Source organism: Aurantiacibacter rhizosphaerae (assembly GCF_009807005.1).
Taxonomy (GTDB): domain Bacteria; phylum Pseudomonadota; class Alphaproteobacteria; order Sphingomonadales; family Sphingomonadaceae; genus Alteraurantiacibacter; species Alteraurantiacibacter rhizosphaerae.
This window is the reverse complement of sequence record NZ_WUBR01000001.1, coordinates 864,986-885,485: the sequence shown is the minus strand read 5'-3', so window position 1 is coordinate 885,485 and position 20,500 is coordinate 864,986. Positions and strand designations below refer to the sequence as shown.

General features: G+C 62.5%; 21 protein-coding genes. 16 read left to right on the top strand and 5 right to left on the bottom strand.

Annotation, left to right across the window (positions count from 1 at the left end; genetic code table 11):
* Positions 1 to 34: 34 nt before the first annotated feature.
* Both GRF63_RS04175 and GRF63_RS04170 read right to left on the bottom strand, forming a co-directional pair.
* A complete protein-coding gene (locus tag GRF63_RS04175; protein WP_160484704.1) occupies positions 35 to 1,021 on the bottom strand; it encodes a radical SAM protein in 987 nt (328 codons plus the stop codon).
* Positions 1,021 to 2,436, bottom strand: coding sequence for a dihydrolipoyl dehydrogenase family protein (locus GRF63_RS04170; RefSeq protein ID WP_160484703.1), 1,416 nt, complete (start codon positions 2,434 to 2,436; stop codon positions 1,021 to 1,023). The genes GRF63_RS04175 and GRF63_RS04170 overlap by 1 nt, the downstream gene beginning before the upstream one ends.
* Before the next feature lie 89 nt (positions 2,437 to 2,525).
* Between GRF63_RS04170 and GRF63_RS04165 the strand changes: the two genes are divergently transcribed.
* A complete protein-coding gene (locus GRF63_RS04165; RefSeq protein WP_160484702.1) occupies positions 2,526 to 3,575 on the top strand; it encodes a methyltransferase domain-containing protein in 1,050 nt (349 codons plus the stop codon).
* A complete protein-coding gene (locus GRF63_RS04160) occupies positions 3,569 to 4,615 on the top strand; it encodes an SDR family oxidoreductase (protein ID WP_160484701.1) in 1,047 nt (348 codons plus the stop codon). Before GRF63_RS04165 ends, GRF63_RS04160 begins: the two co-directional genes overlap by 7 nt.
* Here the strand turns inward: GRF63_RS04160 and GRF63_RS04155 are convergent.
* Together GRF63_RS04155 and GRF63_RS04150 are read right to left on the bottom strand one after the other, a co-directional pair.
* Positions 4,575 to 5,297 (bottom strand): glycosyltransferase, encoded by a 723-nt coding sequence (locus GRF63_RS04155; RefSeq protein WP_160484700.1) that lies wholly within the window; start codon positions 5,295 to 5,297, stop codon positions 4,575 to 4,577. The two genes, GRF63_RS04160 and GRF63_RS04155, sit on opposite strands and share 41 nt — an antisense overlap.
* Positions 5,294 to 5,878: a TIGR04282 family arsenosugar biosynthesis glycosyltransferase gene (locus GRF63_RS04150; protein WP_202131561.1), complete on the bottom strand. Its 585-nt coding sequence runs from the start codon at positions 5,876 to 5,878 to the stop codon at positions 5,294 to 5,296. The genes GRF63_RS04155 and GRF63_RS04150 overlap by 4 nt, the downstream gene beginning before the upstream one ends.
* 50 nt (positions 5,879 to 5,928) lie before the next feature.
* Between GRF63_RS04150 and GRF63_RS04145 the strand changes: the two genes are divergently transcribed.
* From GRF63_RS04145 to GRF63_RS04135, 3 genes are all read left to right on the top strand, one after another.
* Positions 5,929 to 6,720: a sterol desaturase family protein gene (locus tag GRF63_RS04145; protein ID WP_160484699.1), complete on the top strand. Its 792-nt coding sequence runs from the start codon at positions 5,929 to 5,931 to the stop codon at positions 6,718 to 6,720.
* A 133-nt stretch (positions 6,721 to 6,853) separates the two neighbouring features.
* Positions 6,854 to 8,035, top strand: a complete 1,182-nt coding sequence (locus GRF63_RS04140; protein ID WP_202131560.1) for a Ppx/GppA phosphatase family protein — start codon at positions 6,854 to 6,856, stop codon at positions 8,033 to 8,035.
* The gene (locus GRF63_RS04135) at positions 8,035 to 8,703 is read left to right on the top strand and encodes an RlmE family RNA methyltransferase (protein ID WP_160484698.1); all 669 of its coding nucleotides are present in this window, start codon (positions 8,035 to 8,037) and stop codon (positions 8,701 to 8,703) included. The genes GRF63_RS04140 and GRF63_RS04135 overlap by 1 nt, the downstream gene beginning before the upstream one ends.
* Before the next feature lie 54 nt (positions 8,704 to 8,757).
* Here GRF63_RS04135 and GRF63_RS04130 read toward each other — a convergent pair whose 3' ends face one another.
* Positions 8,758 to 9,441 carry a c-type cytochrome gene (locus GRF63_RS04130; RefSeq protein ID WP_202131559.1) on the bottom strand — a complete coding sequence of 228 codons (684 nt, stop codon included), beginning with the start codon at positions 9,439 to 9,441 and terminating at the stop codon, positions 8,758 to 8,760.
* A gap of 121 nt (positions 9,442 to 9,562) precedes the next feature.
* On the opposite strand from GRF63_RS04130, the gene GRF63_RS04125 reads away from it, so the two are divergent.
* From GRF63_RS04125 to GRF63_RS04075, 11 genes are all read left to right on the top strand, one after another.
* A complete protein-coding gene (locus tag GRF63_RS04125) occupies positions 9,563 to 10,459 on the top strand; it encodes a prephenate dehydratase (protein WP_160484697.1) in 897 nt (298 codons plus the stop codon).
* A 2-nt stretch (positions 10,460 to 10,461) separates the two neighbouring features.
* Positions 10,462 to 10,935, top strand: coding sequence for a GNAT family N-acetyltransferase (locus GRF63_RS04120; protein WP_337189607.1), 474 nt, complete (start codon positions 10,462 to 10,464; stop codon positions 10,933 to 10,935).
* Positions 10,936 to 11,046: 111 nt separating this feature from the next.
* The gene (locus tag GRF63_RS04115; RefSeq protein WP_337189606.1) at positions 11,047 to 11,706 is read left to right on the top strand and encodes a hypothetical protein; all 660 of its coding nucleotides are present in this window, start codon (positions 11,047 to 11,049) and stop codon (positions 11,704 to 11,706) included.
* Entirely contained in the window at positions 11,703 to 12,956 is a 1,254-nt protein-coding gene (locus tag GRF63_RS04110; RefSeq protein ID WP_160484696.1) for a DUF4350 domain-containing protein, read from the top strand. The genes GRF63_RS04115 and GRF63_RS04110 overlap by 4 nt, the downstream gene beginning before the upstream one ends.
* Before the next feature lie 47 nt (positions 12,957 to 13,003).
* Complete coding sequence (locus GRF63_RS04105; protein WP_160485372.1) at positions 13,004 to 13,960, top strand: AAA family ATPase; 957 nt, start codon at positions 13,004 to 13,006, stop codon at positions 13,958 to 13,960.
* Positions 13,961 to 13,991: 31 nt separating this feature from the next.
* A complete protein-coding gene (locus tag GRF63_RS04100; RefSeq protein ID WP_160485371.1) occupies positions 13,992 to 15,326 on the top strand; it encodes a DUF58 domain-containing protein in 1,335 nt (444 codons plus the stop codon).
* Positions 15,326 to 16,375 carry a stage II sporulation protein M gene (locus GRF63_RS04095; protein WP_160484695.1) on the top strand — a complete coding sequence of 350 codons (1,050 nt, stop codon included), beginning with the start codon at positions 15,326 to 15,328 and terminating at the stop codon, positions 16,373 to 16,375. The genes GRF63_RS04100 and GRF63_RS04095 overlap by 1 nt, the downstream gene beginning before the upstream one ends.
* Positions 16,372 to 17,271, top strand: a complete 900-nt coding sequence (locus GRF63_RS04090) for an RDD family protein (protein ID WP_160484694.1) — start codon at positions 16,372 to 16,374, stop codon at positions 17,269 to 17,271. Before GRF63_RS04095 ends, GRF63_RS04090 begins: the two co-directional genes overlap by 4 nt.
* Positions 17,272 to 17,368: 97 nt before the next feature.
* Positions 17,369 to 18,586, top strand: coding sequence for a mechanosensitive ion channel (locus GRF63_RS04085; protein WP_160484693.1), 1,218 nt, complete (start codon positions 17,369 to 17,371; stop codon positions 18,584 to 18,586).
* A gap of 40 nt (positions 18,587 to 18,626) precedes the next feature.
* Positions 18,627 to 19,145 (top strand): GNAT family N-acetyltransferase, encoded by a 519-nt coding sequence (locus GRF63_RS04080; RefSeq protein WP_160484692.1) that lies wholly within the window; start codon positions 18,627 to 18,629, stop codon positions 19,143 to 19,145.
* Between the two features lie 122 nt (positions 19,146 to 19,267).
* Positions 19,268 to 20,497, top strand: coding sequence for a sensor domain-containing phosphodiesterase (locus GRF63_RS04075; RefSeq protein WP_160484691.1), 1,230 nt, complete (start codon positions 19,268 to 19,270; stop codon positions 20,495 to 20,497).
* The last annotated feature ends 3 nt before the right edge of the window (positions 20,498 to 20,500 follow it).

Here is a 20,500-nt window from a genome sequence, read left to right as displayed (position 1 = left end):
ATGAAACGGCTGAATGGCTCATGAGCCTGTTTCCTCAGGCCGAACAGCTGGCCCCGCCAAGCACGCAGAACCGGGCGCAATGGGGATGGTTCAGCGGCACATCGCGGTCCGCCTGCTCCACGGTGTCCCCCAGATCGAAGCCGGGATCGTAGGGCAGCAGCGTGCAGGCGACCACGCGGGGTGCGGGCTCTTCCTTACGGTGAACCACCATGCGGCTGTTTGAGCACATTACATCGTCAGGTGACTTGTTCAGAATGCCCCAGCAATCGGTGGTAATTTCGGGCACGTCGGCGCTGGCATCCATTTCCGGGAACAGCACCAGCCGCGCAGGATCATCCACATTCAGCGCGATCACTTCGGTTTCAAACAACAGGCGATAGCTGTTGCGCGCGGCCTGATCGGTTTCGCCCGCCAGCCTGCGTCCTGCCGCCGCGAAGGAAAAGCCGTTGGCCGAGAGCCAGCGCAGCCCTTCCAGCATCGGTTGCCAGCTGTTGGGGCCACGCTCCGCCTCATGCACAGCCTTTGTATGGTGATCGATGGACACGCGGATCGTCAGCCTGTCGCCATAGGTTTCGCGCAGCCGCAGCAGCGCTTCTTCATGGCGGCGCATGGGCTTCATCGCGTTGGAGAGGACGAGCACCTCGTGCCCGCGCGAAAGGGCATTCTCGATCATGGCGATGATCTGGGGGTTCATGAACGGCTCGCCGCCAGTAAAGCCAATTTCGCGCACGCCGCGCCGTGCAATCTCGTCAAGAAAGCGCGAGGCATGGGCTGCCGTCATGTAAATCAGCGCATCATTCGTGGGGCTGCTTTCGATGTAGCAATTGGCGCAGGCCAGGTTGCACAGCGTGCCTGTGGCAAACCACAGCGTGTCCAGTTCACGTAAAGCGACGCTGGCACGCATGGAGCCGTCTGCTGTCACCTGAGGATCGGTGAACTTGCCCTGCCCCAGCCGCTGCGCCGCCACAGCGAAGGGAGACGCCCCGGCAGGGGCATTGCGGGCTTTTGAACTCGTTGCCATCAGAATTTCCGCCGCATCTTTGCAAGGAAGGCCACCCATTTCTTCGGCCACTCGCCAAACAGGGTCGGCTCCCACACGCTGAAGGCCGCGGCTTTCACGATTTCAGACCGCGTGGGATAGGCGATGATCGCGCCGCCCATATCAAAGGATCCGCTCTTGCCGGTGATCATTTGCGTGAAGGGCAGCAGCAATTCGCCCGCATTCGCGCCGCAGATGCTGGCGCCCACAACCTTCTTGCCATTGAACATCACCTTGCAATGCCCCTTGGTCCGCCCTTCTGCAATGGCGCGTTCATTGTGATCGAAGCCTTCGGTGACGACGCGCAGACTATCGCCATATTTCTCGCGCGCCTGCGATTCTGTCAGGCCGATCTGGGCCACTTCAGGCTGGGTGTAGGTGCACCATGGCAAGGCTCGCCAATCCACCTTGGCGGGCAGGCCCAGCGCAATCTCCAGCACCACGTTTGATCCTTCATAGCCCGAGACATGGGTGAGGCGCGGCCCTTCGCGGCAATCGCCGATGGCATAGATGTGCTTCAGATTGGTGCGCCGCCGCTCATCCACCTTGATGCCGTTCTTGCCCAGTTCGATGCCCAGCGCTTCCAGGCCATAGCCCTTCATGCGGGCCTCTCTGCCCACGGCCACCAGCAGGTGCGATCCGTTTATCGTCTTGCCGCCATCGGTGGTGACGCTGATCATGCCATGATCGGCGGAAACGCCCGCCGCCTTGCCAGAAACGAAGCGAACGCCTTCATCCTTCATCACCGAGGTGACGAGAGACACCGAATCGCGATCATCGCGGCCCATCAGGTCACCCGGTTCGATCACGGTGACTTCGCTGCCCAGCCTGCAAAAGCTTTGCGCCATTTCCATGCCGATCACGCCGCCACCGATGATGATAAGGTGTTCAGGCTGCGTCTTCAGGTCAAACAGGTTTTCGTTCGTCAGATACGGCACATCGGCCAGCCCGTTGATAGGGGGGATGCTTGGCCGCGATCCAGTGGCGATCACGATGCGCGGCGCTGTCAGCGTGCGGCCGTCCACCTCCACGGATTTGGGCCCGGTTACCTTGGCCCATCCCAGTATGACCTCGCAGCCCATCTCCTCGAAGCGTTCTTTTGAATCATGCGGCGCAATATCGGCAATGGCCTGATGGATATGCGCATGCACGCCGCTCCACTTCACCTTGGGCGCGGCCAGTTGCACGCCTGCGCGCTTCGCCTCGCGCGCCTCTGCCGCGCGGCTGGCGGAGGCGATCAGCGCCTTTGACGGCACGCAGCCATTGTTCAGGCATTCACCGCCCATCTTGTGCCCTTCGATCAGGGCAGTCTTCAGTCCGAAAAGCGCGCATCCCCCGGCAGCGGTCAGCCCGGCGGCACCGCCACCGATAACAATAACATCATGCGTATATTCCAAGAAATTCTCCTGCGCGTAACCAATTCGGGATGGCCGACGAACACCAACTCGTCCATGCGGGGTTTCGGTCCAAGGGAAATGTTGGTTTCATGAATCTAGAGAACAGTCAGAACTATTACGGCAAGGTGCTGGCAGGATCAGACGACCTGCGCACCGATGCCTGCTGCACCTTCGAAATGCCGTCGCTGTCGGTGCGCGAAGCCCTGCGCAATGTGCATGAGGAGGTGAAGGCGCGCTATTACGGCTGCGGGCTGGTGGTGCCGCAGGCGCTGGCCGGATGCCGCGTGCTGGATCTGGGATCGGGCAGTGGCCAGGATGCCTATCTGCTGGCGCAGCTGGTGGGGCCAGACGGCAGCGTCACCGGTGTGGATGCCACGCCAGAGCAACTGGAAATCGCCAATGCGCACAAGGATTGGCATGCGGAACGTTTCGGCTATGCCAATGTGGATTTCGTGGAAGGCGATATCGAAAAGCTGGGCGAGCTTGGGCTGGAGCCGGAAAGCTTCGACATCATCGTGTCGAACTGCGTTATCAACCTGGTGGCTGACAAGGAGGCGGTGTTTCGCGCCGCGCACAAGCTGCTGAAGCCGGGCGGAGAGCTGTATTTCTCCGATGTCTATGCCGATCGCCGCGTGCCGGATCATCTGCTGAACGATCCGGTGCTGCATGGCGAATGTCTTTCCGGCGCGCTGTACTGGGGCGATTTCGATCGTCTGGCCAAGGTGGCAGGCTTTGCCGATCCGCGACTGGTGACGGACCGACCGCTGGGCATAAATGATGCAGAGGCTGCCGAAAAGCTGGCCGGTATTAATTTCGTTTCCGCCACATATCGCCTGTTCAAGCTCGCCGGACTGGAGCCGCAGTGCGAGGATTACGGGCAGGCCGTGATCTACAAGGGCAGTGTGCCGGAACATGCGAAGATGTTCGAACTGGACGCTCACCACGCGATAGAAGCCGGCAGGGTCTTCCCCGTGTGCGGCAACAGCTGGCTGATGCTGGCTGAAACCCGCTTTGCCGAGCATTTCGAATTTATCGGCGATTTCAACCGCCATTATGGCGTGTTCCCCGGTTGCGGCACCGCGGTGCCGTTCGGCCAGTCTGACGCCAACCCTTCCAAGGCCGAGGCGCCCTGTTGCTGAAAATACTCGTTACCGGAGCTGCCGGACTGATCGGCGGCGAAGTGTGCGCCCGGCTGGCCGCGCGCGGCGCCGATGTAACCGCCATGGTCCGCAAGACGCGGGAAGTGCGCGGCAATGATGGATTGCCGGTTGCGGGGATCACCATCGTCTCGGGCGATGTGACCCTGCCGCTGATGGGGCTGGACCCGGCGGCGCTGAAACCAGACCTGGTGATCCATTGCGCCGCCAGCCTGGAATTCGATGCCCCGCGCGATGTGCTGGCCGCCGTGAATGTGGAAGGCACGCGCAATGCAGTGGAATTCGCACGCGCATCGGGTGCGGGCTTTCTGCATGTCAGCACGGCCTATGTCTGCGGCCAGCGAGAGGGCACCATTGCGGAAGGCCCGGTGCCAGCCAGCACGCGCTTCACTAACAATTATGAAGAGAGCAAGGCGCTGGCAGAAGAAGTGGTGGCGTGCAGCGGCGTGTCCTTCGCCATAGCGCGCCCTTCCATCGTGCTGGGCGATGATGCCACGGGCGCAATTCGAGAATTTCCTTCACTCTGCAATGCCTTTCGCCTGATGGCGCGCGGCAAGATCGGGGTGCTGCCCGTGGCGGCAACCTCAACGCTCAACCTCGTGCCGATCAGCCATGTGGCAGAAGGCATTGCCAGGCTGGCGGAGCAGTTTGCAGCGGCGCAGGGCGGTTATTTCCACCTGGTGACGCAGCACCCCCTGCCCGCAGCAGAGCTGGCGCGGGGCGTGGCGCGGGTGGAGCATCTGCCAAGCCCAGTCACCGTCGATCCCAATCAATTCGATATCGACAGCTTGCAGGGTGCGGAACGCATGTTGCTGTCTCGGATGCTGGGAACCTACGGCGCCTATTTCAGGCAGGAACCTCGCTTCGAAGACGATGCCTTTCGCGCTCTGACCGGGCTGGAATGCCCGGAAACGGACATTGCCTGGCTGGCTCGGCTGATCGATTACGGCGTTGCCTCAGGATTCCTGCCCGCGCCCTGTATCAGCGAACGTCGGGATAGTGCCGCTCAAGCCGCTGCCTAGACCCCATCGCCCACAGCAGACCAACCTTCAGATAGATCCAGTTGGCCTTCAGCGGCCCCCACTCCGCAATCCGCCTGTCGGACGTTTCGATGAAGCGCGGCACCATCCGTACTCGCCCCAGTTCCGCCATGCAGATGCACAGGTCTGCCTCCTCCATCACCTTGGCAGAGGGATCGCAGCCGCCGGTTTGCAGGAAATCCGCCTTGCGGAAAAACATCGCGTGATCGCCGAACAGCAGGCGTGCCCCGCGAAAGAACAGGCGCGGACGGAACAGGAGCGGTGCATACCATGTCTTGGCCCAATTGTGCGCCGTGGTGCCCCAGCGCGTTTTCTCACCCTTGATAATGGGCGTAAAGCTGGCCAGCGCGGTTTTGGGATCGGCCAGCACATCCTCTATCACCGCCACCATATCGAGTGGCGGCACGGTATCGGCATGCAGGATGCAGACATTGCGCGCCTGCGCTGCGGCAACGCCCGTGTTAATCTGCACTCCGCGCCCTTGGGCAGAAGACACCACGCGCCACCCCGCCTGCCGCGCCAGCTCCACCGTCCGGTCCGCACTGCCGCCGTCCACCAGCACAATCTCCGCAGGTTGCGGATCAAGCGCGGCGATATTGGCGATGAGGGTTGGCAGGGCCGCTTCCTCGTTCAGCACGGGGATCAGCAGGCACGTGTCGCTCATCCCAGCAGTTCCGGCCACTGGGCAAGGTCTTCCGGCCGGTCACAATCGTCCAGCACGCCAAGATTGCGATAGGGGATTTCCAGCGCGGTAAGGCGCGCCCGCGTTTCAGCCAGCACCGCATCGGTGCCCCAGCGCATATCGCGCCACAGCTGCGGTATCTGCGTTTGGAAGCCGAGCAGGTAATAGCCGCCATCGCTGGCCGGGCCGATCACTACGGGAAGCTGATCCAGCACAGCGGCCGCATCCAGCAGATGCTGCGACGTCAGGCCGGGAATATCCGCGCCCAGCACTATCGCCGGGCCAGCCACCCGCGCCAGCCGCGCGCCAAGATCGCCCTCCCCTTGCGCCACGAGGGTAATATCCTCGCCCAGCCAGTCCGCGAAATCGCTTCGTTGCGCACCTGTGAAATGCACCGCGAATGGGAGGGCGCTTTCCCGGATAGTCGCCAGCGTTCTTTCTACCAGCCGCCGGTGAACCTGCGCCGCCCCGGCATCGCCCAGCATGGGTGCAAGGCGCGTTTTGGCATGGCCCGCGCGGGGATATTTGGCAAACAGGGCGACGGTTGGCGCGGCGGTCATCATGGCGCTGTAACGGCTGGACGGTTGGATGGCGAATAGCCAGTGTGACTTTCATGACTTCCCGACTCGCAAGATTTGCCGGCATGGCCGTGGCAGGCGCCGCGATCGGTGCGCTGCTGCTGGCCGAACGCGCGCGCCCGCTGCGCCAGCGCACCTCCAGGCAATTGCCGCGCGTGCTGCGCAATGGTGCGATGGGCGCGGCGTGCCAGGCGGTGATCATGGCGACGGAAGCCCCGATTACGGAGGCTATCGCGCAGCAGAACCGACGCGAGCGGCGCGGCCTGCAACATGCAATCGGCGGCGTGCCGGGCCGGATCGCCGCCTTCCTGCTGATGGATTACACCTATTACCTGTGGCACGTCGCCACGCATAGGGTGCCTTTCCTGTGGCGTTTTCACCGTGTGCACCATCTGGACCCCGATCTCGATATGAGCACGGCGGTACGCTTCCACGCGATCGACATGCTGATCTCCACCCCCATGCGCATGGCGCAGGTCCGCCTGTCGGGCGCGGACCCGAAAACGCATGATATCTGGCGCGGCTTCTTCATGGGATCGGTGCTGTTCCACCATTCCAACCTGCGCCTGCCGCGCGGCGTGGATGCTGCGCTGTCCAGCGTGATCACGACCCCGAAGATGCACGGCATCCATCACAGCGAACGGGTGGAGGAGATGGATTCCAACTGGTCCAGCGGCATCAGCATATGGGACAGGCTGCACGGCACATATCGCGCCGACATTGCGCAAGATGCCATCACCATCGGCGTGGATGATGCCGATGCAGGCCGCGATATTGGCCTGCTTCCCGCGCTGGAATCGCCCTTCCGCGCACTTCCCCCGCGCTGAGGGAACTGGCAGCGCAAAGGCGCCGCGTCATAACCCGGAAGTGTGCGTGACTTGTGCGCAATCGCCGCTTCGTCTAGCCTGTGGGCAGGTTCCGCCGATATGGCGGGTTATAGAATAGCGAAAGTACAGTAAAATGGCGGATATCAATCCGCCGGACCGACGCGAAAAGGCCAATAAGACGCCGCCCGATGGGCAAGCAAGGCGCCACAAGAACAGAAACGGTCAGACAAGCAGTTCCGGCGATCAAAACGGCAGCGCGCAGCGGGCAACCCGCAATTGGCGCCGTCCCCCGCACAAATCCTTCAAGCAGGCCTATGCGGCCATCGATCTTGGCACCAACAATTGCCGGCTCCTGATCGCGCGCCCTTCTGACGAAAACTTCGTGGTGATCGATGCCTTTTCGCGCGTCGTCCGCCTGGGTGAAGGGCTGGCGCAGAACGGCTGGCTATCTGACAAGGCGATGGACCGCGCGCTGGGCGCACTGAAAGTGTGTTCGGACAAGCTGCGCAAGCGCAATGTGCACCTTGCCCGGTCTGTTGCCACGGAAGCTTGCCGACGCGCCTCCAATGGCGAGGAATTTATCGAACGCGTCCGCCAGGAAACCGGTATCGCGCTGGATATCATCAGCGCGCAGGAAGAAGCGCGGCTGGCCGTGCTGGGCTGCCACATCCTGCTGGAAGATGGCATCGGCCCTGCGATCATCTTCGATATCGGCGGCGGCTCCACCGAACTTGTGCTGATTGAACCCGGCGCGCCCGTGCCACGTATCATCGATTGGCAAAGCGTGCCCTGGGGCGTTGTCTCCCTGTCCGAAACCGTTGGGCCGGAGCCGGAGGATGAAGTCGCACGGCTGGCGCGCTATACCGACATGAAGCAGCGCGTGCTGGATAGCTTTGCCGATTTTGCGGAGCGTATCGGCAGGCACAAGGCACCCGATCAGCGCCTGCTGGGCACCAGCGGCACGGTTACCACGCTGGCCAGCGTGCACCTGGGCCTGCCGCAATATGATCGCAACGCGGTGGACGGGCTGATCGTGCCGTCCGATGCGATGCGCAATATCTCTCAACACCTCTCCGGCCTTTCCGCGGTAGAGCGCAGCCAGCTGGATTGTATCGGATCGGACCGGGCAGACCTGGTGGTGGCCGGATGCGCCATTTTGGAGGCGATCTTGGAGATCTGGCCTGCAGAGCGGTTGGGCGTGGCGGATCGCGGGATTCGCGAAGGCATTTTGCGCAGCCTGATGTCTGCCGATGCAGATGGGCACGAAGCACAGGCCGCACTACGCCGCCTGAAACAGGGTTCAGGAAAAAACTGATGGCACGCGCAGGCGAAGATTCTCACCGGCGGCTGAAAAGCGCCAAGAAACGCAAGGCCAGCTCCCAACGCTGGCTGGAGCGGCAACTGAACGATCCTTACGTCAAGCGCGCCAGGGAAGAAGATTACCGCAGCCGCGCGGCATTCAAGCTGATCGAGCTGGATGACAGGTTCGGCCTTGTGAAAGGCGCAAAGCGCGTGGTTGACCTGGGCATCGCGCCGGGTGGCTGGGCACAGGTTGTGCGCCGCCGCGCACCGCGCGCTGCCATCGTGGGTATCGATATCCTGGAAACCGAAGCCATCGAAGGCGTCGAGATCCTGCTGATGGATTTTATGGATGATGCGGCACCGGCAGCGCTAACCGCGGCGCTGGATGGCCCGCCCGATCTGGTGATGTCGGATATGGCCGCCAACACCGTGGGCCACAAGCAGACCGATCACCTGCGCACCATGGCCCTGGTAGAGGCCGCTGCATGGTTTGCGGTGGAGGTGCTGGAAGAAGGCGGGTCCTTTATTGCAAAGGGCTTTGCCGGTGGCACCGACAAGGATCTGCTGGACCTGCTGAAGAAGCATTTCAAGATGGTGAAACACGCGAAACCACCCGCCAGCCGCAAGGGCTCAAGCGAGTGGTATGTCATTGCGCAGGGGTTCAAGGGCCGGCTGGACTAAACAGGCTGGACTCATTGCGTCCAAGGCCGACCTTTGCGAATCGCTGTTTGGCGATCAATCGCCGGTGTTGGTGGCCGATACCTGTTCGGGCACCGGCTGCTCATCACCCATGGCGCCAGCGGCTTCCACGGGGTTGGCAGGTTCACCCTGCGTCTGGCCGGGGCCTTCGCCCGCACCGTCCAGTTCGCCTTCGACATCAACGCCTTCGGCAGGAACTTCGGGAAGCGGAGGACCGCCGCCATTTTCACGCAGGTAAAGCGTGACGTTGGCACGATCTTCGGCGCTGGAAAGGCCGGCAAAGCTCATTTTCGTGCCATTGGCAAAGCCACGCGGGCTGGCGAGCCAAGCGTCCATGGCATCGTAATCCCACGTGCCACCCTTGCTTGAAAGCGCGGAGGAGTAGGCAAACCCGGCCGCATGCTGGCCGATCGGCGTGCCCAGCACACCGTAAAGATTCGGGCCGATACCCGCAGCACCGCCCTGTGCGATGGAGTGGCAGGCCGTGCACTTGGCGAACACGGCTTCACCGGCAGACGCAGATCCCTGCGCCAGCAAGGCAGCAAAGGATGGTCCATCGTCAGCGGCACCTTCTTCCGGCGCATCAATGACATAGCCGAATTCACCCTCTTCAACCTCGGGGTTGTCGGCGTGGAAATACTTGGCGCTGATCGAGCTGAGACCCAGTGCGACGATGCCGCTTGCAAGAACCCAGCCGAAAATGGTGTTTGTGTTGCTCATGATCGAAAAATATCTGCCGGTTTGGAAGTACGCGGTCGCGCTCTAGTGCGCAGCGTCGCGCTTCGCAAGGGCGTATGCAAGCTTGTCGCCAGCGGATCGCCTCGCTACCGGCGTTTGCCATATGGATTCTTACCCCGCCCCCGCCCTCGCCATGGTTGAAAAAATGCACGCTGCCGCAGCGGCCGATCCTGCGCGCGCCATCGCTTTTCAGGGCGCGCCGGGCGCCAATTCCCACCGCGCGGTGAACGAATGGGATCCTGCTGCCCTGCCCCTGCCGTGCTACAGCTTTGCCGAGGCGATCGAGGCGGTTGAGGATGGCCGGGCCGGTTGCGCGATGATTCCCATCGATAATTCGCAGGCCGGGCGGGTGGCGGATATCCACTTCCTGCTGCCTGAAAGCAGCCTTTCCATCGTGGGCGAACATTTCCTGTCGATTCATCACGCGCTGATGGCAATTGGGGATAGTGGCCCGTTCAAGGGCGCGTTCAGCCATCCCCACGCTCTCAGCCAGTCGCGCCATTACCTGCGGACACGCAATATCGTGCCACTGGCCCATGCCGATACGGCGGGCGCTGCGGCGCATGTGGCGGAATTGGGCGATCCCGAATTTGCCGCCATCGCCCCGAAACTAGCCGCCGATCTTTACGGGCTGAAAATCGTGGACGAGCGGGTGGAGGATGCAGAGGACAACACCACGCGCTTCGTCGTGCTGGCAAAGCAACCGCTGGAAACCGCCAGCCTGCGCGGGCAGGAAACGATGACCACCTTCGTCTTCGAAGTGAAGAACAGCCCCGCCTCCTTGTACAAGGCGATGGGCGGTTTCGCCACGAATGGCGTGAACATGACCAAGCTGGAAAGCTATCAGAAGGGTGCCAGCTTCGCGATCACCATGTTCTATGCCGATATCATCGGATCCCCGGATGATCCGGCGGTTGGCCGTGCGCTGGAAGAACTGGCCTTCCACTGCAATCGCGTGCGCATGTTCGGCACCTACCCGCTGGCCCGCCAGAGGGGCTGAGCGTGACGCAGCCCCATTCCTTCGTGATCGAGCCCGATCCGCTGGAATCGCCAGACGTGCTGGCCCTGCTGGACCGTCACCTTGCAGAAATGCATCGCTCTTCCCCCGCCTGCAAGGTTCACGCGCTGGATGCCGCCCGCCTGAAGGAACCGGGCGTTACTTTCTTTACCGCGCGCCATGATGGCGAACTGGCCGCAGTGGGTGCGCTGAAACGGCTGGGCAACCGACAGGGCGAGATCAAGTCCATGCGCGCGGCCGACAGCTATCGCCGGACCGGCGCCGGAGAGGCGATCCTGCTGCGCCTGATCGCGGCCGCGCGTGCCGAGAAATTGACATGGCTGGGCCTGGAAACCGGGCGGCACGCTGTTTTCGAACCCGCCCAGCGCCTTTATGCCAAGCACGGCTTCGTGCCCTGCGACGCCTATGCCGACTACGTGCTGGACGATTTCAGCATGTGCATGGGTATGGACCTTTAGTCGCGCAGACTTCGCGATTTATTTCCGCGACCTGCCGCCATTCCTGCCGATTTCTTAACACGGGAGAACTGCGGCGTTGCGTCGCCTGCGCACCCGTGCAACGAAAGGCCGGTGACAACGGGACAGGGCAATGCTGCTCCGCCAGCCGGGGCGGATGATTTCGCAAGGGCATGGCGAAAGCTGCGCGCCGATGACGATATCCAGTTTGAAACCGTCACCATGCCAGAGGCCGAACCTCCGCCCGATTGGGTGCAGGATCTGCTTAACTGGCTGGAAAAGACATTCGCCCCCGTGGCAAACGCCCTGGTGGAAATCTGGCCGGTCCTGAAATGGGTGCTGATCGCGCTCGCCGTGCTGGCAGTCATCTATTTCCTGATTCGAACATTCGGCCCCGATTTCATGCGCAAGAAAAGCAAGGCCGAGCAGCCCGATGAATGGGCGCCGCCAGAGCATGAGGCGCTTGCCCTGCTGGAAGAGGCGGACCGGCTAGCCGCAGCGGGCGAATATGACGAGGCGACGCACCTGCTGCTGAAACGATCCGTCGGCCAGATCGCGGCGGCGCGGCCTGACCTTGTCGAACCGTCCAGCACGGCCAGGGAACTGGCCAGCGAGCCGCGCCTGCCCGATGCGGCGCGCACCGCCTTTGCCCTGATCGCGGCGCCTGTAGAACGCAGCCTGTTTGCCCTGCGCAAGCTGGAGGAAACCGACTGGCAGGCCGCTCGCACCGCCTATGCCGATTTTGCCCTGGCGCAGAAGGCCATCGCCGCATGAGCCGCCGCACCAGTCCCTTCAGTCCGGGCGCTGTCCTGGCCCTGTTGCTGGTGGGTGCGCTGGCCTTCCTGTTGCTGCTGTATGCGCTGGGTCAGGGTTGGACCGGGCAGGATGAAAGCGATGGCGGCAATCACGCAGCGGCCAATGGGCTGAACGGTTTTTCCGGTCTTGTCAGCCTGCTGGAAAACACGGGCGAGAACGTGACCGTCTCTCGCAACCGTGCCGATATGGAAGAATACGGCCTCACCATCATCACCCCGCCCCTGTACAGCGACGCCGAAGAGATCGACGAGATTATCCAGCGGCGCATCGATTATGCATCGGGTCCAACCCTGCTGATCTTGCCGAAATGGATCGCCGCGCAGGTTCCCGCCAATGCCGACGTTGAAAGCGGGGATGGATGGGTGGTGCTGGCCGGCGCGAATTCTCCCGGCTGGTTTGATGAACTGACCATCGGCAATGGCACCAGGCTGGCCATCGGCCAGACCGGTGGCTGGCAGGGCCTTGGCGAGGCGGGTGACTTGCCCGCTCCGCAGCAGGTGCAGGCGCTGGTGTCGGACTCCGAAAACAGCATGCGCGCCATGCTGGTGGATGACGAGGGCGATGTGCTGGCGGCTGAGCTTATCCAGTCATCGGATTATGATGATTACGAACACTGGCCGGTGATCGTGGTGTTCGAACCGGACCTGATGAACAATTACGGCATGGGCGATGAAAAGCGCGCCGACGTGGCGCTGCAACTGATTGACGAGGCCTCGTTCGGTGACGAGATGCCCATCCGTTTCGACCTTACGCTGAATGGCCTGGCCGGGGCGGAAAACCTGCTGACGCTGGCGTTTCGCCCACCCTTCCTTGCCGCCACGCTGTGCATGCTGCTGGCTTCCATCGTCATCGGCTGGCGCGCCTTCCGCCGCTTTGGCCCGCCGATTGCGGAGGCCCCTGCGATGGCGCAGGGCAAGCGTCAGCTGGCCCGCAATGGCGCTGCGCTGGTGGAAAGGGTGAGGCGCTGGCACCTGCTGAAAAAACCCTATGAAGACATGATAGGGCGGCGCGTGGCAAAGGCGCTGGGCCTGCGCCCGGCCGATACGCAGGCACGCGAGACGGCGATAGACAGCGCCGTGGCCCGGCGCGGCCACGATGGCCCCAGCTTTTCCCGCCTTGCGGCTGACCTGCGCGCAGCCGAACGCCCCAAAGACATTATCCGCGCGGCGCAAGCCCTGCGCACATTCGAAAGGACGCTGACACAATGACCGAGACCTACGGCAGTGAAACGCCAGCACCCCAAGACCGGTCTTCCATGACGCTGGAACAGACGGCGCAGCTGGCCAATGCCATCCGCGCCGAAGTGGCCAAGGCGATTGTCGGCATGGACGATATCGTCGATCACCTGCTGATCGCGCTCACCGCGCAGGGACACGTTTTGCTGGAAGGCCCGCCGGGCACGGCCAAGACTTTCCTGGCGCAATGCTTTGCCCATGCCACCGGCATGGAATTTGGCCGCATCCAGTTCACGCCGGACCTGCTGCCGGGCGATATCCTGGGGTCCAACCTCTTCAACTTCCAGACCAGCCAGTTCACCCTGACGCGTGGGCCGATCTTCCGCGAACTGCTGCTGGCGGACGAGATTAACCGCACGCCGCCCAAGACGCAGGCCGCCCTGCTGGAAGCGATGCAGGAACGGCGCGTGACACTGGACGGGGAAACGCACTCCCTGTCCGACAATTTCATGGTGGTCGCCACCCAGAACCCTATCGAGAACCAGGGCGTTTACCCCCTGCCCGAAGCGCAGCTGGATCGCTTCGCCTTCAAGCTGCTGGTGCCATATCCCAGCGCGGAAGAGGAAGCACGCATCGTCCACCGCTTTGGGGAGCGGAGCGGGCCGCAGTCTCCCACCGATTTCGGCATCGCGCAGATCGCCGATGCAGGCCTGATCGCCCGCGCGCAGGCTGCGGTAAAAAGCGTGACCTTGTCGCGGGAGGTTATCGATTACACCGTGGCGCTGGTGCGGGCCACGCGTGACAATGCCGATATCGCCAGCGGCGCCAGCCCACGTGCTGCCGTGCTGCTGGCCAATGCCGCCCGCGCTCGCGCCGCGCTGGACGGGCGCGGCTATGTTATTCCCGACGATGTAAAGGCCCTCGCCACGGCATGCCTGCGCCACCGCCTGCTGCTGTCCCCTGCGGCGGAGATCGAGGGCAAGCAGGTGGAAGAACTGGTGGAAGACCTCATCGACCAGACCGAGGCACCGCGCTGACCTCGTGAACCGCATTCGCGCCCTTCTTGCCATATTGCCAGCGATCCCCATCGTGCCAACGCCGCGCGCGCTGGTTCTGCTGGCGTTGCTGGTGCCGCTGGCCGTGGTGATCGCGGCGACTGCGCCGGCGGCGTGGATCGTTGCGCCCTGCGCCGGGCTGGCGCTGCTGCTGGTGTCCATGCTGGACGGCTGGCTGGCGGGATCGCTGCAATCCTTCAGCTACCATGTGCCGCGCGATGCGGAGGTGGATCAGGCCGCCTTCATCACGGTGGCGGCGGAGATCGATCGGGACAGCGATGCCAGCCTGCCAGAGGCCGCCCTAGGTTTCGACGCGCGACTGGGCGAAGGCGGCACGGTGCAGTTCGATCTGCAGCCTACGGGCGAGACGGGCAAATTCGCCGGAGAGGCCACGGTGAAGCCGGTGCGCCGCGGGCCGGGTGATGTGCACGATCTGTGGCTGCGCTGGCCGGGGCCGCTGGGCCTGGCGGTGCGGCAACGGCATGTTGCGCTGGATGCAGGAATGCGCGTTTGGCCAGACCTTTCGCCGGTTCGATCGCCCGTGTTGCAAAATTTCCTGCGCGATAGCCAGTTTGGGCTGGTGGCGCGCCGTATCCGCGGTGAAGGCACCCAGTTCGAGGCGTTGAGCGAGTACGAACCGGGCATGGATCGCCGCCGGATCGACTGGAAGGCCAGCGCCCGCCACACTGCCCTTTATGCCCGCGAGAACGAGGCGGAACGTGACAACCAGATCGTGTTCGCATTCGATTGCGGCCAGTCGATGTGCGAACCCATGGATGGCCTGCCGCGTATCGACCGCGCAATTTCCGCTGCGTTGATGGCGGCCTATGTGGCGTTGAAGGGGGGCGACAGGGTCAGCCTGTTCGGTTTTGCCGACCAGCCACAGATGATGACGCCCTTCGTCACCGCCACCCGCGCATTCCACCGCCTGCAAAGCGCGGCGGCAGAGCTGGATTACACCCCGCGTGAACCCAATTTTACGCTGGCTCTCGCCACGCTGACAGCGCGGTTGAAGCGGCGCAGCCTGATCGTGCTGTTTTCCGATTTTTCCGATCCCACATCGGCGGAACTGATGGTGGAGAGCGTGGAGCGGCTGGTGCGCCACCACCTCGTGATCTTCGTCACCATGATCGACACCGAGCTGGAGGAGCTGACCTCTGCCGAGCCTGAAACGATGGGCCATATCGCGGTTGCCGTTGGGGCGGATAGTCTTGCCCGTCAGCGTGAACTGGTCTTGTCCCGCCTGCGCCGCCTGGGCGTGAACGTGATAGAGGCGCGGCACGATGCCATCGGCTATCGCCTGCTGGACCTCTATCTGGAAACCAAGCGGGCGGAGGCAATCGGCTGATGGTCCTCGCCCTCTTCAGGAAATCCACGATCGAGCCGCCAGCCGATATAGAGGCAGCGTCCCTGCGATCAGACCGCTTCCGCCTCGAACGCGAGGTGGACTGGCAGAGGCTGGACAGCATCGTCACCGCGCTGGAGAAAAATCGCCCGCGCCGCATCAGTGACGAGGATCTGCTGGAGCTGCCCGTGCTCTATCGCAAGACCGCGTCCAGCCTTGCCGTGGCGCGGGAAACATCGCTGGATTCGGCAACGCTGGATTATCTTGAGGCATTGGTGCGCCGAGCGTGGTTCCAGATCTACGGGCCGCGCATGGGCCTGTTCGGCTGGCTGCGGCGGTTCCTTGGCGGCGGGTGGAGCGCATCGGTGCGCGCGATCTGGCTGGATATCTGCATCGCGCTGGCTGTGATGGTGGCAGGCACGCTGGTTGGCTGGCTGCTGGTCGATTCTGATGAGCGGTGGTATTATTCGCTGGTGTCCGGCGGCATGGCCGGTGGCCGCACGCCCGGCGCGGATCCCGAAATGCTTCGCGAAAGCCTCGGCACAGCCGAAAGCGCCGATGGGCTGGGCATCTTTGCTGCCTATCTGTTTTCCAACAACACCGGCGTTTGCATCATGGCATTTGCACTGGGCTTTGCCTTTGGCGTGCCCACGCTGTTGCTGCTGGTTTACAACCTGTCCCTGCTGGGCGCGATGTACTGGGTGTTTGCCGAAGCCGGTCTTGGCGTGGATTTTGCCGCGTGGCTCAGCGTGCATGGCACGACGGAGCTTGGCGCAATCCTGCTGTCGGGCGCGGCCGGTCTGCATGTCGGGCGCACCATGGCGTTTCCGGGTGATCGCTCCATCCTTGCAGCCATGCGCACAGCGGGTGTGCGCGCGGCGCAGGTGATGGCCGGATGCTCCATCATGCTGATCGTGGCCGGTCTGCTGGAAGGCTACGTTCGGCAATTGGTGGGCGACACGCCTGCCCGCTTTGCCATCGGCGGCACGATGCTGCTGATCTGGGTGCTGTATTTTGCGCTGGTCCCCGCCCCGCGGGAGCGCGATACATGAGCGGCACCAGCACCAACGCCTATGCCGCCATGCAAGCAGAACGTTCCAAACGTGCGCGCATGCTGGTGACGCCGGAGGGGCTTTCCCTTCCACTGACGGTTGGCAGCAGAGGGGCCCGCGCCGGTGCCTTGCTGCTGGACCTGGTTATTCTGGTTTCCAGTTTCATCGCCCTCATACTGGGGTTCTTTTTCGTGGGGCTGGGCATGCCGGACATAACGTCCACGCCAAATGCCAGTCCCGTGGTGCAGGGCATCCTGGTGCTGGTGATCCTGACTTTCTTCCTTTCGCGCTATGGCTATTTCCTGTGGTTCGAGCTTGGCCCCCGCGCGGCCACACCGGGCAAGCGCATCGTGGGCCTGCGCGTGGCAGCGCGCGATGGCGGACGGCTGACCGCAGAAATGGTGATCGCCCGCAATCTGGTGCGCGATATCGAAGTGTTCGTGCCTGCCTTCTTCCTGCTGAGCGGCGGGCAGGACGCAGGCGTGTTCGGTATCGCTGCCTTCGTGTGGCTGGCGATCTTCGTCTTGTTTCCCTTCTTCAACAAGGATGCCCTGCGTGCAGGGGACATCGTGGCGGGCACATGGGTTGTAGAGGCGAAGCGGGCCAAGCTGAAAGAAGCAATGTCCGTCGCGCCTGACCGCAAGGAACAATACCGGTTCGGAGAGGCCGAGCTTTCCGTTTACGGAGAGCATGAATTGCAGGTGCTGGAAAGCGTGCTGCGGCAGGACCGGAAGGACGCATTGCGCGAAGTGGCAGAGGCCATCACCGGCAAGATCGGCTGGCAATTGGGCCGCGGCGACGAACGCGAATTCCTGGAGGCATTCTACGCAGCATTGCGCGGCCACCTTGAAGGAAACATGCGCTTCGGCAAGCGCAAGCGAGACAAGTTTTCCTGAAATTCCCTGAAAATTCAGAGCACTCAAAACGGTCGATTTGGGTCACGTTGAATAATCATGCTATTACGGCCTGCACACAACAGGGAGTGTATTAGCCATGAGCATCGGAAACTACCGTTTCGATCAGGGTCTTTTTATCGAGATTCTGGAAAAAGTCGGAATTGCCGTCGTCATACTTGTCGTCACCTGGCTGTTGGCCAAGGGGGCCAAATGGGCCTTTGCGAAGCTGGTGGACAATGTGGGTTTCCTGCAACGCAGCACGTCTTCTGGGGAGAGTATCGGCCTGCAACTGGGCAAGATCGTTGCGCTGCTGATCTGGCTGCTGGGCCTGCTTGCCATATTGCAGGTGTTCAACCTTGGCGGCGTGATGCGGCCGGTTACCACCCTGCTGGACGATATCATGGGCTTCATTCCCAACATGATCGGTGCAGCGCTGATCTTCTTCATCGGGCTGATGGTGGCCAAGATCGTGCGCGATCTCACCGTCACCACGCTGGAAACCGTGGATTTTGACAAGTGGGTGAACCGCGGCGGCGCGGATACGCTGACGGGCAACACCCACCTTTCCAAGACCATCGGCACCATCCTTTATGCCATCATCGTGATCTTCGTTTCGATCATGGCGCTGGAGGCTCTTAGCCTTGAAAGCGTTTCCGAACCGGCCAGCAACATGCTGAGCCTGATCCTCAACGCCATTCCGCGCATCATCGGCGCGGCCCTGCTTATGGGCATTGGCTATCTGGTGGCCCGCTTCGTGGCGCAGCTGGCGCGCGAAGTGCTGCCGGGCCTTGGCGTGGACCGGGCCTTTACCGAAACGGACCTGCTGCCTGCCGGCAGCAGCGTTTCGTCCATCGTGGCACGCGTGGCGCAGATCGCCATCATCCTGTTCTTCGCCATTGCCGCCACCCGGCTGCTGGGCTTTCCGGAACTCACCATGATCCTTGATCGGGTGCTGGAACTGGGCGGCCGCGTGGTGTTTGGCGGGGTTGTGATTGCCGCAGGCTTCATGATCGCGGGCATGCTGTCACGCCTGATCGGCGGCATTGCAGGCACCATCGTGAAATGGGCGGCCATGGTGCTGTTCACCTTCATGGGCCTGCAATTCATGGGCGTTGGCGAGAATATCGTGCAGACGGCGTTCAGCGCGCTAGTTATCGGCGGCGCCGTTGCCGCAGCCCTGGCCTTTGGCCTGGGCGGGCGCGAATGGGCCGGGCGCAAGCTGGAACAGGCGGATCGCTTTCTGGAGAAGAACTCCTCCACCGCCAGCAACCCCGGCATGAAGGATGATCCCGCCGATCTTCCGCCGGGCGCATAAACTTTACATCAGTGTCCGATATATTACGGGGCGCAGGGTCATGATCCTGCGCCCCGCTTCTTTGGCCGATGCCGAAAATCTTGCCCGCCTGGGCCGTGAAAGCTTTTGCCACGCCTTTGAGCATCTTTACCGGCAGGAGGACCTGGCACCCTTTCTGGATGAGGTGTATTCGCCCCGCGCGGTGGCCGCGGAGATTGCCGATCCTGCCATCACGCATTGCCTGGCGCAGGATGATGCAGCCGGCAGCCTCACAGGTTTTATCAAGGTCCGCCAGCCCAGCCCCTACTCCGAATATTCGGATGCCAACCGCCCGCTGTGCCTCAGCCAGCTCTACACCGATCCCCACCGCACCGGGGAAGGCATCGGCGCGGCGCTGATGAAGTGGTGCCTTGCCCATGCGAAGGACAAGGCCTGCGATGCCATCCAGCTTTCGGTCTATAGCGACAATCCCGGAGCGCAGCGGTTTTACCAGCGCTATGGCTTTGGAAAGATTGCCGATATCGGTTTCTGGGTGGGCCAGCAGTGCGACGATGAATATCTTTACGAACTATGGCTATGATCGCAGCAAGCCTGCCAATTTACGTAAATTTCGCAAAAATTCCGGCCTTCCAGAGAATTCGGTTAAGATGACTTTAGGGCTTTTGCGCCAGAGAGATGGCGATGGGAAATCTTGCACCGCATATGGCCACCTTCGATGTGGCGCCCGCATCGCTCCTCGCCGATGAACTGATCAGCGATCCGGGGATCGACCGCATCCTGCAAAGCGTGCGCGGGCACCTGGGCGTGGAGATCGCCTTTGTGTCCCGGTATATCGAGCACGATCAGCGCGAGCTGACCCATGTGAGCACCGATCTGGACCTGCCGATGGGTCCCGGCTTCCGGGAGAACCGGGAAGAGACCTATTGCTGGCAGATCCTGCAGGGCCGCCTGCCGGAACTGATCCAGGATCCCGCCGATTATCCGATCACCAAGACGATGGCGATCACCGATTTCCTGCCCGTGGGCTGCCACGTCAACACGCCATTGCGTCTGAAAGACGGCACCGTGTGGGGCAGTTTCTGCGCGCTGGGGCGCAAGCCCGATCGCACGATGAACCCGCGCGATCTAGAAATCCTGAAAAGCTTCGCCGGCCTTGTGGGCGAACGGATAGAGGCATCGCTGGAAAAAGACGTGGGTCTGCGCCACGCGCGGGAGCGGGTGCTGGCCATGCTGGATGGCCATGCCGTCACCATGTTTCAACAGCCGATCCACGATCTGAAGACTGGGAAGCCGGTGGGCGTGGAATGCCTCGCCCGTTTCCCCGATCTCAACAAGCGCGGACCCGAAGCATGGTTTGACGATGCAGAGCGGACAGGGCTTGGCAATGAGCTGGAGATGACGGCGGTACGCTGCGCGCTGGAAACCGTGGGCCAGGTGCCCGATGGCATCTATGCCGCGATCAATGCATCACCGGCCACGATCATTTCCGGCAAGCTGAGAGAAACGCTGGAGCAATCAGAGCCTGCCAATCTGGTGATCGAGATTACAGAGCATCAGCAGGTTCAGGATTTCCCCGCCCTCGCGCGCGAAATCGCGGCGCTGAAACCGTTTGCCCGGATCGCGATCGACGATGTCGGCACAGGCTATGCAGGACTGCGCCACCTGATCGAATTGCAGCCCGATATCCTGAAAATGGATATGCTGCTGACCCGCGAATGCGACAAGGATCCGGCGCGCCGCGCCATCAGTGCCGCAATGGTGCAATTCTCTCAGGACATCGGCGCAAAGCTGGTGGCCGAGGGGATTGAGACAGAGGCAGAACGCGACGTGATGCAGGATCTGGGCGTGGATTACGGCCAGGGCTATCTTTTCGCACGCCCCCTGCCCGTCGTGGCCGCGCAGCAGCACCTGCTGGGCGTGGTGATGGAATAGCGC

What these genes read in the sequence shown, in the direction of transcription:
- GRF63_RS04080 (WP_160484692.1), top strand. Translation starts at nt 18,627, where the DNA reads ATGATCCTGCGCCCCGCTTCTTTGGCCGATGCCGAAAATCTTGCCCGC.
- GRF63_RS04075 (WP_160484691.1), top strand. Translation starts at nt 19,268, where the DNA reads ATGGCCACCTTCGATGTGGCGCCCGCATCGCTCCTCGCCGATGAACTG.
- GRF63_RS04095 (WP_160484695.1), top strand. Translation starts at nt 15,326, where the DNA reads ATGGTCCTCGCCCTCTTCAGGAAATCCACGATCGAGCCGCCAGCCGAT.
- GRF63_RS04135 (WP_160484698.1), top strand. Translation starts at nt 8,035, where the DNA reads ATGGCACGCGCAGGCGAAGATTCTCACCGGCGGCTGAAAAGCGCCAAG.
- GRF63_RS04110 (WP_160484696.1), top strand. Translation starts at nt 11,703, where the DNA reads ATGAGCCGCCGCACCAGTCCCTTCAGTCCGGGCGCTGTCCTGGCCCTG.
- GRF63_RS04150 (WP_202131561.1), bottom strand. Translation starts at nt 5,878, where the DNA reads ATGATGACCGCCGCGCCAACCGTCGCCCTGTTTGCCAAATATCCCCGC.
- GRF63_RS04145 (WP_160484699.1), top strand. Translation starts at nt 5,929, where the DNA reads ATGACTTCCCGACTCGCAAGATTTGCCGGCATGGCCGTGGCAGGCGCC.
- GRF63_RS04130 (WP_202131559.1), bottom strand. Translation starts at nt 9,441, where the DNA reads ATGAGCAACACAAACACCATTTTCGGCTGGGTTCTTGCAAGCGGCATC.
- GRF63_RS04105 (WP_160485372.1), top strand. Translation starts at nt 13,004, where the DNA reads ATGACGCTGGAACAGACGGCGCAGCTGGCCAATGCCATCCGCGCCGAA.
- GRF63_RS04125 (WP_160484697.1), top strand. Translation starts at nt 9,563, where the DNA reads ATGGATTCTTACCCCGCCCCCGCCCTCGCCATGGTTGAAAAAATGCAC.
- GRF63_RS04090 (WP_160484694.1), top strand. Translation starts at nt 16,372, where the DNA reads ATGAGCGGCACCAGCACCAACGCCTATGCCGCCATGCAAGCAGAACGT.
- GRF63_RS04085 (WP_160484693.1), top strand. Translation starts at nt 17,369, where the DNA reads ATGAGCATCGGAAACTACCGTTTCGATCAGGGTCTTTTTATCGAGATT.
- GRF63_RS04155 (WP_160484700.1), bottom strand. Translation starts at nt 5,297, where the DNA reads ATGAGCGACACGTGCCTGCTGATCCCCGTGCTGAACGAGGAAGCGGCC.
- GRF63_RS04165 (WP_160484702.1), top strand. Translation starts at nt 2,526, where the DNA reads ATGAATCTAGAGAACAGTCAGAACTATTACGGCAAGGTGCTGGCAGGA.
- GRF63_RS04140 (WP_202131560.1), top strand. Translation starts at nt 6,854, where the DNA reads ATGGCGGATATCAATCCGCCGGACCGACGCGAAAAGGCCAATAAGACG.
- GRF63_RS04175 (WP_160484704.1), bottom strand. Translation starts at nt 1,021, where the DNA reads ATGGCAACGAGTTCAAAAGCCCGCAATGCCCCTGCCGGGGCGTCTCCC.